The organism is Oceanobacillus sp. CAU 1775 (assembly GCF_054482815.1).
The window spans coordinates 427,607-440,977 of sequence record NZ_JBTLRO010000001.1 but is presented as its reverse complement, the minus strand read 5'-3'; the positions used below and the strand labels follow the sequence as shown (position 1 = coordinate 440,977).

Below are 13,371 nucleotides of genomic sequence, written 5' to 3'. Positions count from 1 at the left end.
GTCAAATATCGAGTTCTTTCATCATTCTTTGAAACAAGTCTATCACACGTTTACGAGAGCGAATATTAAGTTTGTTATAAATTTCACTGATATAGTTCTTCACTGTACCTTCACTCAAGTTTAATACCGAAGCTATCTCACTATTTGTGTAACCTTTTTTCAATAGATAAGCAATATCGAGTTCTCGATTCGTAAGACTATAACCGTGATAGAAAAGACGGGAGAGGAAAATATCTTTCTGTCCCAAAGATAGTTGCTTAATTCTTCGCACAAGCACTTCAGCGACTGGCCCTGATAAAACAGTATCTCCCATGATTACATTTTCAATAGACTGTATGAGTCGATCTGTAAATTCCTGCTTCATTAAGATTCCATTTGTTCCTGCGAGAATACTTTCAATAATAAAATGTTCATTCATTTCCGACACCAAAGTCAGGATACGAGTCTTAGGAAATTTCCTTTTGATGAGATTTATTGTTTTAATCACATCAGTATTTTCTAATTCTAAATTAATTAATAAGAGATCTGGCTGTACGGTACTTTCCTTTAAGAATTGATATGCTTGTCTCCCTGTATCAAAGGATCCAAGCACACTATATTCTTCACTCGCTTCAAGAATTACTTGCAGACCTTCACGGAATAAGGTTTGTTCATCTACAATCATTACTTGAACCATGCTAACACCTCTTTATTATGTATTAGCAGTATGTTGGTTTTGTCTCTAAGTGAGCGAAGCATTGCAAAGGAAGAATTAACCAGTACTGCTTATTTATTTTTAAAAGAGCCCTAAGAATTTCTTTCGCTTAATATGTTCAGGTTCCATTTGGTTAATATTTTGATTGGCAATTAATAGTTCGCTATTTTCTAGTAGCATATAGTATAAATCGCTACCATATTCCTTTTTTATATGTTCAAAGGCCTGATCCATGAAGAAACCTCGGGATGAAGTATTATGTGCATCAGACGCAATAAAGTGTGTAAGATTTGCTTCGATTAGTTGCTGACTGAATTTCTGAATACTTTTTCCAAAGTTACCAACAAGACTGCCTGCAGTAACTTGTGTTAGTGCACCCTTTTTTACGAAGTCATAGAGACGTGAGGGGTGTTCGATAAGTTCTTGGTTGCGTTCGGGATGAACAATAATTGGAATATAGCCTGCTACCTGAATATCGAATAACATTTGACTTGTGTACCTTGGTACATGCGCTGTTGGTAACTCGACAAAAACATATTTCGAATGGTTAATTGGTAGAATAATATTCTCCTCTAACTCTTCAATCATCTCTCCATGTATCCGCGTTTCTTGACCTGGAAGAACTTTCAGTGGAATGCCTTCATCTTTGAAGAATGCTTGAAGCAACTCAACCCACTTTAAGACGGCTTCTCCTTCATTATCGAATTGACCATTCCTATGATGTGGTGTTGCTACAATCGTCGTAATTCCTTCCTCAAATGCGGCTCTTGCCATGTCTAAACTATCTTGTTGTGTTTTCGCCCCATCATCAATACCTGGTAGAATATGAGAATGAATATCGATCATTAAGAGCCACTCCCTTCTCTATGTTAATAAACTGATTTTTTAAACACTTTTCTGATTTTTATAATTATACCATAACCTTCAATTTTTTTACATAAATCGACCGTTATTTTTTAGTAATACTTAAGTTGTTACTTTTATTAATTATATTTGGTAATTTTATCCCACAAAAATACAGCCCTGTTGGAGTAACTATCATTACTGAAAAATATATCAGTTATGTTTACTCTCTTTGGGCTGTAAGTTTTATTTTGTTCCATAATAGTAATAATAATTTGATGCTGATTTTTCCCTACCATTTAGCACTGTACCCAGTAACTTCGCTTTTGCTGGTTCTAATGCTTCCTTCGCTCGCTGTGCAGCTTCAATTTCAGTCTTTTCACTACGAACGACGAGGACGCTACCATCCACAATATTAGCTAGAATCTGAGCATCTGTTACTGCTAGCACTGGTGGTGTGTCAAAAATAACCATATCATAGGCTAGTAACGCTTCTTTCAAAAGCTTTTCCATTCGTCTTGAAGCTAGTAATTCAGATGGGTTAGGTGGAATTGGGCCACATGTTAATACATCTAGCGTTTCCATATCCGTCGTATTAACCGCTTCTTCTAGAACATTTTCGCCTACGAGAACATTACTTAATCCTGTTAGGTTGTTCAATCGAAAGGTGTAATGCACGGTTGGTTTACGTAAGTCAGCATCAATAAGTAAGACCCGCTTCCCTTGCTGTGCATAAGCAACTGCAAGGTTTGCTGTTACTGTTGATTTCCCTTCTTCAGGTCCTGATGATGTGACGAGGATTGTTCTTAAATCTTTATCAATCGATGAAAACTGGATATTTGTACGAATTGTGCGGTATTGTTCTGAAATTGGTGATTTTGGATTAATCATTGTTATTAAGTGGCGAATATTACTTGCCGCTTTAAACCGATTTCTTTTGCGTGACATTATATCCACCTCGCTTTCCTTTATTATTTCGGAAGGAAGCTTGGCTTGGTTGAACATCATCAGCATCCATCATAGAAATAACACCAAGAACAGTTAAGCCTAAATGTTTGTCAATGTCATCTTCTGTTGTAATTGTATTGTCTAGATATTCTAGTAAGAAGGCTAGACCAACACCAAGCATTACTCCTAATACAAGTGCAATTGCGATATTGAGCAATGGGTTCGGTGCTACAGGCGTTGGGTTCGAACTTAGTTGAGCTTCTGTTAATACATTTACGTTATCAACATTCATAAATTCTTGAATACGGTCTTGGAAGACAGCTACCGTTGTATTCGCGATATCAACTGCGAGTGCTGGATTTTCATCCGTTGCAGTAACAGTCACAACTTGAGAATTCTGTGCGTTTGAGACACTGATATTTGAACTAAGTCCTGCAACTGAATATGGTAGATTTAGTTCTTCAATTACGACACCTAGAATTGCAGGACTCGTAATAATAACATTATATGTATTAATGATTTCAACGTTTGCTCGGATATCATTTACGTTATAAGGTACCGTTTGATCGGTTTGACTTTGGTTTACGATAAACTGAGAACTAGATTGATAGGTTGGCGTTAAAACAAAGTAACTAATGACTGCTGCGATTATGGCAGCGACAAGCGTTATTGAAGCTATAAGTAAAAATCGCTTTTTGATAACATTAAATATTTCCTTCAAGGAAATTGTTTCTTCCATGACTGTACCTCCAAGTATCGTTGTTAATTTGTGGTTTTATGATTAATTTGTTTATATTGCAATAATTATTTCGGTTTACCCTTTTACATTGAATGATTATATCATAAATAAGTTGATATGATAGAGGGTATTTAATAGTTTTTTCAATTTTAATGAGAAATTAATTTTTTTAAACTGACTTGCAAGTTGAAATGTATCATTTAAACCTATAATTCAAAGTTATATTACAAAAACATTACAAATTCGTTAATTTTCTTTTTACATATGAAATAATTGGTATAATATGAGTTATTAAGTTTACATATTTTGCAGAAAATACACTAAGTAGATTTAATAGTTTTATAGTAATTAACAACTAAGAAGGGGGATTTAGCATTGTCAAAAAAGAAAATGTTCATGTCCGTAACAGCCACAGCAGCTATCGCATCAGCAATCTTCGCGGCAGAAGAAGTCGAAGCCGCAACGCATAAGGTCCAATCTGGTGATTCACTTTGGTCAATTGCCCAGAAGTATGGCACAAGCGTATCCACTCTAAAAGCAGTAAACAACCTAACATCTGACATAATTTATCCGAATCAAATTATTGAAACAAGTAACACTGCAGGATCTAACTCAAGTGGGTCGAATAAAGTTGAAAAGCCTAGTTCTAATAGCTCTGCAGGAAATACTTCGAATTCATCAACGGGATCAAATACATACACTGTAAAAGCAGGAGATACTTTAAGTGGTATTGCATCGCGCCATAATATATCCCTACAGAATTTGATGAAATGGAATAACCTTGATACGACATTAATTTTTCCAGGGAATGTTTTTGTAGTAAGTGAGCCCGGGAAGGAGTCTAGTAGTGGATCGACTGGAAATTCTAATAGTTCATCTAATAATAGCTCTTCTGGGGCGCCGTCTAGTAGCCAGCAAACTGGAAGCTCAAGTGTCTATACCGTAAAATCAGGAGACACACTTTCTCGCATCGCTTCCCAGCATAAAGTAACAGTTGCCAACTTGAAGCGTTGGAACAATTTAAAATCTGACTTGATCTTAATTGGACAAAAGTTAAATATCGGTGAAGGTTCTAGTAGTTCAGGCGGGAGTTCTAAACCTGCAGCGCCACCTAAAGTAGATGTAAGCTATAATATTGATAACCTATTAAATGTTGCGAACAGTCAATTAGGTGTACCATATGTATGGGCAGGCGCTACGCCAAGCGGATTTGACTGTAGTGGATTTATCTATTATGCATATAAGAACGCAGGTATGGACATTAGTCGTACATCAAGCGCAGGCTATTTTGATCGTTCGTATTACGTAAATCAACCACAAGTGGGTGACCTTGTATTCTTCGCAGGAACATATAAGGCTGGCATCTCGCATATGGGGATTTATATTGGCGATAATAAATTTATTCATGCTGGCTCATCAACAGGTGTTACAGTTGCAAGTTTGGATAGTTCTTATTGGTCGAAGCATTTTGATAGTTTTAAGAGATTTTATTAAAGTGATTAGTGAAAGTCCTTCTTGGGAGAGAGGGGCTTTTTTTGTTTGGCGGTGCGGAGGAGGGGGATGTGCGTGGATTGGGGATAGAGGTGCGTCAATTTGGGGTGAGGGTGCGTGGATTGGGGGTGGAGATGCGTCAATTTGGGGTGAGGGTGCGTGGATTGGGGGTGGAGGTGCGGCAATTCGGGATGGGGGTGCGTGGATTTGAGTTTGAGGATTTTACTCCAATCAAACTACGGGAAAATAGAGGGGCAATCGCTCCTCTGTTTTATTTTCTTTCCCATCTATAGCGCTCTTTATTGAATTCGAGGTTAGGCATTTTCCGAAGTAATCCTAGGCAAGTGTTGCGGGAGGTGATGACAAGAAAGTTTTGGCATTCTTTGTTGGTTATCCAAGGTTTTATTAGTAGTAGGTATTCATTAATTGTCTTTTCGGCTGCGAGTTTATCTTCGACATGACACCTCTTACATTTCCACGTCCAGCCTTTTCTTTGCATACCAAGCGTGTTACATCCTACACAACGTATTCCTGGCATTATCTCATTTGGGTGGATAGAGTACTCTTTTAGAATATCTTTATTAAAATCGGTTGCAGCGTTCTTGAGTTTGTAGCCGATTATTTGATGTGGGAAGTTATGAGTTTCCTTATAGCGTTTTTCCAACTCCATTATTTTCCATGGGATGTGTTCACCATGAGAGAGGAGCAGAGAGTTTTCTGTCGGCTCGCCAACAATAGTGAGGACTGTCTGAGAATCACTGATAACAGCGAAACAGTGAATTGGAAGGTCTGGTTCATTATTTATACTTAGCCACATGCGTAGTCGCTCTTTTTGAATTTTTGCTTGATTAATAGGGTTGGCTGTACCAAATGTTCGGTGACCATTATTTAAAACAAATGTATCTGATGCAGTATGATAGCTGACGCTGCTTAGGAAGTTTTTTACCTCTACAATGTAGATTGCGTTTCGTGTGAGGATCAGGTTGTCCATTTGGAAGGTCTGATGGTTTACTTTGAGGGTGAGATCTTGAAGGATGGTGTAGTCGGCTGCCGGGAGGAGCTTAAGATAGTAATCGACGGCGAGTTCACCTTCATAGCCTTTCAGACAGTTTGTTGCGTCAAAGGCGACTTGACTGTGATGAGGGGAATGCTGGGATAAGCGCGACACTAGTATTTCGTATTTCTCTAGTAAGAGAGGCTTTTTGCGATATTTAATTATCATTTTTGATTTCCTTTCTTTGATATAGTATATTTCTTCTTCTGATTTCATAGAATGAGGCAAGGGGGAAATGCGATGGATAATGTTCAGATTCGGCAGGACATGCTTGCACGGTTTGATGATTTGAATCGTCTTAAAAAAGAGATTGATCAGGAATTGAATGAGTTGAAAGAGCAATTTAATGCTTATTTTGATGAGACGGTTGGTGTAAATCTGAAGGGTGAGCTTGAGATAGACGGGTATCGGTTGCAAAGGCAGATTCGTAGGTCGGAGCGTTTCGATGAAAAGCAGACTGTTGAGAGATTAAGAGATTTGCAGATGGAAGATTTAATCGAGACCGTGCAGGTGCCTGATAAAGTAAAAATTCAAGCGGCGATTGAGCTTGGATTGTTGCGCGAGGATCAGGTGGAAGATTTGATTGTGCGGAATTATTCTAAGGTAATTGCTGTGAAGAAAATAGGTACCCTCTAACAAAATGTGTTAGAGGGATTTTTTTAATTATCTCCCCATGCTGCTTCATCAATAATGACAGTCGCATTTGGATGCTTGTGTAACGCTGTGGCTGGTACATCTTCTGTAATGACACCACTTAATAGTTGCGTAACCGCTTCCTGCTTGCTTTCACCTGAAATAATCATGAGAATTTCTTTGCTATCAAGGATAGTCCCAATTCCCATCGTGATTGCTTTTGTAGGCACTTCTTCAATCGAATCAAAAAATCTTGCATTTGCTTGGATGGTAGATTCATCTAGATCAACAACATGGGTTCTGCTTTCGAAAGATGTCCCAGGCTCATTGAAACCAATATGGCCATTGCCGCCAATACCTAAAAGCTGAAGATCAATTTGACCAGCTTTTTTTATCGTTGCTTCATAGTCTTCGCATTCAACTTGTACGTCTTCAGCAACGCCACTTGGCAGGAATATATTTTCAGCTGGGATTTCAATATGATTAAATAATTTATCATTCATAAAATAATGATAGCTGCTTGGATGCTCGTCGTCGAGTCCGATATATTCATCAAGATTAAAAGTTAATGCACTAGATAAATCCATATTTCCTTTTTTACATTCGTCTATTATTAGTTGATAAAGGCCTTCAGGTGTCGAGCCTGTCGCCAGACCAATTCGTGGTTGCGCTAAATCTTTAATTCGATCGGATAAAATTTCATATGCTTTCTGACTTAATTGTTCATAGTCTTTCACTTTTATAAATTTCATTGTAGTACCTCCATTAAGGGTAGACTTCTCTCTAAAATGCTTTATGTACTTAAGATTAATACATTGAGTTTCTTTATTATAAGCGAAAATGTATAATTTGGGAATTATTTTCTATAGGAAGAAAGCCCCTTCTACTTTCATACCCAGAAGGGGCCTTCGATTAACCAACTTTTTTATTTTTCTCATTCTCACGCTTTCAGTTTAATTTGTCGGGTAACTGTTGGATGGAATCGATTAGCAGGTTGAGTTTGCCTTCGATTCGGTATAACAAATAAAACGTGACACCGATGGGAAACCCGACTTCTGCGATAAACGCATACCATACTTCCATAAGATAACCTCCTTATTTTTTGAAAAAGAAGACCAGCAGCCTTTGCCACTGGTCTTCTTTGGATTATAGGATTTCGATTTCTTCTACAATTTGTTCTACTACTCTTGCGCTTCGTTTTCCGACTAGGTCACCACCAGATGAAGTGAAGACATTCTCTTCAATTACTTGATCCATTACTGCGTTTACTGATGTAGCATCAAGATCTTCAAGTGGGTAATCAAGGCTGTAAGTTACTACTCGGCCTTCTTGGTTTTCAAATCGCATTTCTAATTTTTTCATGGGAATCCTCCTTTCTTTTCGGAATTTCTGTTAGCTGTACTGTACGGTGTTATGCTGGGCGGATGTCTGAAGTATCTCTTCGACCAACAGATTCAAGCGGGCGTTCTTGCAAGCCTTCGAATGCAATCGCAATATTATATAATTGCGCAGGCGTTGCTTGAGATTTTACGTTGTTAAAACTCTTCGTCTGGAATACCGGCTCTCCAGATAACGGATCAAGTCCATTCTGGAAAACAAGCTGCAACGTGGATTGTGTGATTGTTGAAGTTGCCATGTTTCTCACCTCCCTTCCACCCTTATAATCGAATGAAGTATCTGGGAGGGGGGAATTTTTGAAGAAATTAAAATACCTCCAGCCTGTTCGGGGAAACAGGCTGGAAGTTAGGGGGTAACGGACTATGCTATTTTCACAAATTTATCGGGTTTACGCCATTTAATTATGGCGGTTATACAAAATATTGGAAACAGAAAGTAGATAAGTTTTTTCTTCATCTATATCCCTACTTTCTGCCAATTAGTAATTGTTGCTGGATAAAGGATTGCTTTAAACTTTTCTAGCTCTTTTGTTGCAATCAATATATTGGGATACATTCGCAGAAAATTCATTTTCTCAATTGTATTTATCGTGAAAGTTATGATTTGGATGTTCATTTTTTCTAATTGTTGCATTTCAGGGTTATCCATCATATGAAAATTGAATTTCACCATATAATGCGTGGCATTCAATTCTTTTAAAAGATGGATATCAGATGCGGTTATTTCATTTGAAATCAGGCCAAGTTTAAGATTCTTTGAAAGCATTCGTATTCTTGCCAGGGAATGATGATTACGTGAAAGTATAAAGACATCGTCATGACAATCTAGCTTTTCAATGATTTGGAAGACTTTTTCCTCAAGCCCTTGGTAAAAGCCGAGTTGCTTGATTTCAATCCCTGTGATGACTTTTCCTTTAGTAAATAGAAGAACCTCTTCTAATGTAGGGATTCGCTCATCATGATTGATAGAAAAGCGTTGAAGTTCCTTATAGGTATAGTCTGCTACCTCACCAGTGCCATTCGTAGTTTTATCCAGTGTGAAATCATGGATAACAACGGGGATCTGATCCTTTGTCAGATGGACTTCCAGCTTGATATGGGTAAAATTCTGCTCGGTGGCAGCGCGAAAAGAAGACAATGTATTCTCAGGAAACTGCGCAGCATATCCACGTTCAGCAATTCCACGAATCTTCATCTTTTTCTCCTCTCAACAAATTGTTTCTATCTTTATTATAGTTGAAGGATGTGAAGTTTGTGTTAAATAGGAGTGAAGAATGTGTTAAGGATTTGTTAGGTTTATGCGGTTGATGACTTTGGGAATAGAATGCGCAAATTAGACATGGAGGTGCGTAGATTTAGGTGTAAAGTGCGTGGATTAAACATGGAAGTGCGTGGATTCAGATGTAGAGTGCGTGAATTAGACATGGAAGTGCGTGGATTCAGGTGTAGAGTGCGTGAATTAGACATGGAAGTGCGTGGATTGAGGTTAAAGGTACTCAATTTACCAAAAAGGAAAAGACAGGACGCCCAACCGCGTCCTGTCCACTGTTCTATTCTATCATTATCCAAAGAAAGACCAGATCTTACCAATTATACCAATCACTTTACCGATTACTTTTTTAACGATATCTTTAACACTTGGTTTGCCTGGCTTTTCAGGTTCCTCAGGGTCAACCGGTTCTTCTGGCTCTTCTTCCTCAGCTTCAACTTTTTCAATCGTAATATACTCAACTGTTTCTTGGCCGCTTAGGTCGACTATTTTGAATTCGAAGACGTTTTCTCCCATATCAAGTGCTAGATCGAATTCGAGTTCTTCGTCAAAGCTCTTGCTGCCATAAGGTGTTGATAGACTGTTGAAGTACACGTGATCGCCGTTAATGTACACGTCGATTTGATCGAATCTATCTTGGATATGGGCCTTCACTGTTGTTACATCTTCAGTAGTTTCTTCTTCAGCAGTGATTGTGACACTTGCTGCTGTCGAGTCTACAAAATATCTGCGGCTGAATTCGGCTTCGTTACCTGCGTTATCGACTGCTTTAAATCTTGTTAGGTAATAGCCGTCTTCTTCATGTGTTAGTGTGTATGTGAAGTTGTAACGCTCGTTTGCTTCGTCATATACAAGTTCCACTGGATTGCCATCAACCGTTACTTCTTTCACACCAGATTCTTTATCTGATACGTATCCAGTGATTTCAACGTCTTTTGTGGTTGATACCGCAAGTGCTCCAGGTGTTTCCACACGTAGGTCTGGCGCTGTTGTATCTTTTGGTTGAAGTTCTGCTTCGCCTTCACCAGCGTTACCAGCGTAATCCACTGCAACAACTGTTACTGTTTGCTCTTCAGCGTCAAATCCTTCTGGAAGTGCATGCTCTGTTTCGCCATTTACATATGGCATTTCTAAGACAGATTCACCATCGACTAATACATCCCAGTAGGAAACGCCACTACCGTCTCCGTCGTTTAGGTCAACTGTTAAAAGATTATTATCTTGGTTAATTTTCGCGCTTACTTCAGGTGCTGTCACATCAAGCATAACTGGAATCGTTATGTCTTGTGCTTTTGCTCCTGGGAAGTCAATTGTAGCTTGTGCTTGCAGGTAGTATTGTCCTTCTTCTGCAAGTCTGCCAGCAATTTTTCCGTCCCATGCACGTGCGCTAGATAATGTGTAGTAAGCAGCGCGGCCACGGTCATAGTAATTTTTGCGTAAAAATGATTCATTACGAATCGTGCGTACAACTTCGCCGTCTTGATCAAGAACGCGGAAGCTTGCATCTTTCACGTTTCTCATTAGCGATACTACGAGTAAGGCATTATCTTGATTGCCATCCCCATTCGGTGAAAAGGCAATATTTTCTGGATTGAATGCGCCAGTTGCTAGGTCTTCGCCAAGGAAGCCGTAACTATCGTCACCAAGATTTGTCGCTATACCTGTCATGCCGTAAAATGACAATGGATCCCACATTGGTGTATCGAAAATTGGTGCTGCATCCCATTCGCCTTTGAAGCCAACATATGGAACGGACAGGTCTGGATTCATGTCAGTTGGATCTGATAATGTAACGAACCCTTCTAACCAGTAACCATTTTCAAAAATACTGCTAATTGATGCGTCAACTGAGCTAACATCAATTGTTACTTCAAATGATGTTTTTCCATTTGCTGGTACTGTAATTGCTGTTTCGCCACCGTTAATTGTCGCAAGGTCGCCAAGGTCATAGGCACCGAACATATTCGGAGCTGTAACTAGAACGCCCCCACCATTAACTGGTGTATCGGTTTGAACGCTCGCACTAGCTTCGTACGTAATCACTTCGTCAGAGAAGTTTTCTGCTGTTAATTCGAAAGTAACTGTGTTTGACGTCACTTCTTTTAACGCGACTTTCCCTTCATTTGTCGAAGATTCCGTCACGACAACTGGTGTAGATAATGCGGAGTGTAGCTGCATCATACCTGCGCCTTGACGACGAGGAGAGACAGGTGCTCCGTCAAAATCAACGACTTTTGCTGTGTTTAATAAGAGATTTTCTGCTAAATTAACACGATTTGCTCCTTTATAGCCAAATTCACTATCCACACGTTCAAGAATAAGTGCTCCCCCACCTGCAATATGTGGTGCTGCCATGGAAGTTCCACTCATTAGACCGTATTGATTATCATTTAATGTTGATAAAATTTGTCCACCTGGCGCAGTAATTTCTGGTTTGAAATCAAGGTTTGGAGTTAGTCCCCATGAAGAGAAGTCACTCATTTTTCCTGCATCAGGGTTATCAATTGTAGTCGTTTCACCTTCAAAGTTAATGGTAACTGCTTGTCCTGCATTTAATGCTGCAGCTAAGCGATCTCCGTCACTTTTCAGCATGAATAGCTGTGGAATTTTGATTCCCGGATCTGATGCCATATTTACAATGCCATCTTCGTTATTGTAAATAAAAATACCTGCCGCTCCATTATCCTGTGCGTTGAATGCTTTATCCGTAAAAGCAATTGCTCCGCGCTGAACAAGGGCATATTTTCCTTCGACATCAATATCTTCAAAGTCTTCAGGTTGTCCAAGGCCTGCATTGACAACTTCGAATTCCTTTTGCTCCACGTCATGTGGATGTATATTACTTACAGATAGGAACGCTGCAACACCTGACTCACCGTCAATGGTGTAGGTTACCCCTGCAACATCCATGAAGGAATTTTCAAAAGATGCAACTTGGAGCGAGTCATAAGCAACCCCTGGTGAACCTGCTACCCCGTAATCTGGATTTGTTGCATACGGGTAGAAGAAATCATCACCAAAGTAGGATGAGTTCCCTGCTGAAATCGACATAAGCACGCCGTTATCAACCGCACGAGTTACTGCTTGTTGCTCTGGAGAGTCCTCATTTACAAATCCTGCTCCAGAACCTAAGCTCATATTTAGTACGTCTGCACCTAGTTTAATAGAATCGTCAATTGCTTTAATATAAATATCACCAAAAGTAGATTGCATATTCGGGTCGTTACCGAATACCTTCAATGCAAGAATTTGCGCTTCTGGTGCAATTCCTAGGATACCACCGTTTTCCTCGTCCCCATTTGCGCCAACTGTTCCAGCAACGTGCATGCCATGGTAGTTTGCACCTGCATGGATTTCACGGATTTCTTGATTTTCATCCATATAGTTGTATCCATAAGGAACTTTTTCCGTGTGATATTTTCCTGGAAGGTCTTCTTTTGCAATCGTATCGTTCACAAATTGCTCTGTTAGTTTCCCAGTTTCATTGTCTGAAAGCACCATGTCGCGATGTGACGGATCAACACCTGAGTCAATCACTCCGACAACCATACCTTCCCCTTTAAAACCATAATCGCGCCAAGCTTGCTGTGCCTCAACTAGGTCTTTACTATAAACCATGTCAGGTGTAGCGTCTGGTCGCTCATATTCATTTACAAGATGTACTGCTTTTACGTCTGGCAGTTTCTCAATTTTTTCAATATCAGCATGTTTTACTTCGATACTGAATCCATTGATAACTGCTGTAAATTCTTGAAGCTCTTTTGTTTTAATTCTTTGCTTTTCTATGTTTGTTTTAACCGATTTCTGTTTTGCTTTTGCTGACCTTTCTAGGCTCAGTTTTTCAGATTGTCTAAGGTCATTATATTTCACTCCACGTTGAGTTGCGTATTCTATAGGAGCTTGGTCCTCAACTTCAACGATGACTCTGACTTCCTTTTCAGGATCAATTGTCTCTTGGACTTCATCTGCTTTAAGTGATTGCTTGTCCAATGCTTGCTGTGGTAATTGCTTTGTTGGCATCGCACTTGCGACTGTGAAGTTACTGAATACGAGTAAAAATGCTAAGAAAATAAATGTTATTCTTCTGCCCATGCTTCTCCCCCTAATTTAATAAATAATAATGAGTTGTGATGCTTTTGGCGCATGAAACTTCATTTCACATCCTTTCAAAAATTCAGATATCTAAATTTTACATATATAGGAAAGCATGTACTAGAGCAGAAAGACATAGTAGGATAGTTCATTATTTTCAGAATTATAGGCATTTAGTTTGGGTGCATAAAAAATAAGCTTCTTCAAGGG

The 13,371-nt window shown here is 39.1% G+C and carries 13 protein-coding genes; 2 read left to right on the top strand and 11 right to left on the bottom strand.

Features of this window, described 5'->3' with window-relative positions:
* Position 1 precedes the first annotated feature (1 nt).
* The 4 genes from ACXYMZ_RS02115 to ACXYMZ_RS02100 all read right to left on the bottom strand — a co-directional run bounded on the left by ACXYMZ_RS02115 (position 2) and on the right by ACXYMZ_RS02100 (position 3,224).
* Positions 2–676, bottom strand: a complete 675-nt coding sequence (locus tag ACXYMZ_RS02115; protein WP_458946700.1) for a LuxR C-terminal-related transcriptional regulator — start codon at positions 674–676, stop codon at positions 2–4.
* A 99-nt stretch (positions 677–775) separates the two neighbouring features.
* A complete protein-coding gene (locus tag ACXYMZ_RS02110; protein WP_458946699.1) occupies positions 776–1,540 on the bottom strand; it encodes a tyrosine-protein phosphatase in 765 nt (254 codons plus the stop codon).
* A 243-nt stretch (positions 1,541–1,783) separates the two neighbouring features.
* Complete coding sequence (locus tag ACXYMZ_RS02105) at positions 1,784–2,485, bottom strand: CpsD/CapB family tyrosine-protein kinase (RefSeq protein WP_458946698.1); 702 nt, start codon at positions 2,483–2,485, stop codon at positions 1,784–1,786.
* Positions 2,460–3,224, bottom strand: a complete 765-nt coding sequence (locus tag ACXYMZ_RS02100) for a YveK family protein (RefSeq protein WP_458946697.1) — start codon at positions 3,222–3,224, stop codon at positions 2,460–2,462. Before ACXYMZ_RS02100 ends, ACXYMZ_RS02105 begins: the two co-directional genes overlap by 26 nt.
* Before the next feature lie 375 nt (positions 3,225–3,599).
* Between ACXYMZ_RS02100 and ACXYMZ_RS02095 the strand changes: the two genes are divergently transcribed.
* Positions 3,600–4,718, top strand: a complete 1,119-nt coding sequence (locus ACXYMZ_RS02095) for a C40 family peptidase (protein WP_458946696.1) — start codon at positions 3,600–3,602, stop codon at positions 4,716–4,718.
* A 268-nt stretch (positions 4,719–4,986) separates the two neighbouring features.
* On the opposite strand, the gene ACXYMZ_RS02090 is transcribed toward ACXYMZ_RS02095, so the two are convergent.
* Complete coding sequence (locus tag ACXYMZ_RS02090) at positions 4,987–5,985, bottom strand: nuclease-related domain-containing protein (RefSeq protein WP_458946695.1); 999 nt, start codon at positions 5,983–5,985, stop codon at positions 4,987–4,989.
* 24 nt (positions 5,986–6,009) lie between these two features.
* Here ACXYMZ_RS02090 and ACXYMZ_RS02085 point away from each other — a divergent pair, with 24 nt between their 5' ends.
* Positions 6,010–6,405 (top strand): hypothetical protein, encoded by a 396-nt coding sequence (locus tag ACXYMZ_RS02085; protein WP_458946694.1) that lies wholly within the window; start codon positions 6,010–6,012, stop codon positions 6,403–6,405.
* Positions 6,406–6,428: 23 nt separating this feature from the next.
* Here the strand turns inward: ACXYMZ_RS02085 and nagB are convergent, their stop codons facing one another.
* From nagB to ACXYMZ_RS02055, 6 genes are all read right to left on the bottom strand, one after another.
* Complete coding sequence (gene nagB / locus ACXYMZ_RS02080) at positions 6,429–7,154, bottom strand: glucosamine-6-phosphate deaminase (protein ID WP_458946693.1); 726 nt, start codon at positions 7,152–7,154, stop codon at positions 6,429–6,431.
* A 196-nt stretch (positions 7,155–7,350) separates the two neighbouring features.
* On the bottom strand, positions 7,351–7,485 hold the full coding sequence (locus tag ACXYMZ_RS02075; RefSeq protein WP_458946692.1) for a YvrJ family protein: 135 nt from the start codon (positions 7,483–7,485) through the stop codon (positions 7,351–7,353).
* 63 nt (positions 7,486–7,548) lie between these two features.
* On the bottom strand, positions 7,549–7,764 hold the full coding sequence (locus tag ACXYMZ_RS02070) for a DUF2922 domain-containing protein (RefSeq protein WP_458946691.1): 216 nt from the start codon (positions 7,762–7,764) through the stop codon (positions 7,549–7,551).
* 49 nt (positions 7,765–7,813) lie between these two features.
* On the bottom strand, positions 7,814–8,038 hold the full coding sequence (locus ACXYMZ_RS02065) for a DUF1659 domain-containing protein (protein ID WP_458946690.1): 225 nt from the start codon (positions 8,036–8,038) through the stop codon (positions 7,814–7,816).
* Between the two features lie 218 nt (positions 8,039–8,256).
* The gene (locus tag ACXYMZ_RS02060; RefSeq protein ID WP_458946689.1) at positions 8,257–8,994 is read right to left on the bottom strand and encodes a glycerophosphodiester phosphodiesterase; all 738 of its coding nucleotides are present in this window, start codon (positions 8,992–8,994) and stop codon (positions 8,257–8,259) included.
* A 366-nt stretch (positions 8,995–9,360) separates the two neighbouring features.
* Positions 9,361–13,161, bottom strand: coding sequence for a S8 family serine peptidase (locus tag ACXYMZ_RS02055; RefSeq protein ID WP_458946688.1), 3,801 nt, complete (start codon positions 13,159–13,161; stop codon positions 9,361–9,363).
* Between the last annotated feature and the right edge of the window lie 210 nt (positions 13,162–13,371).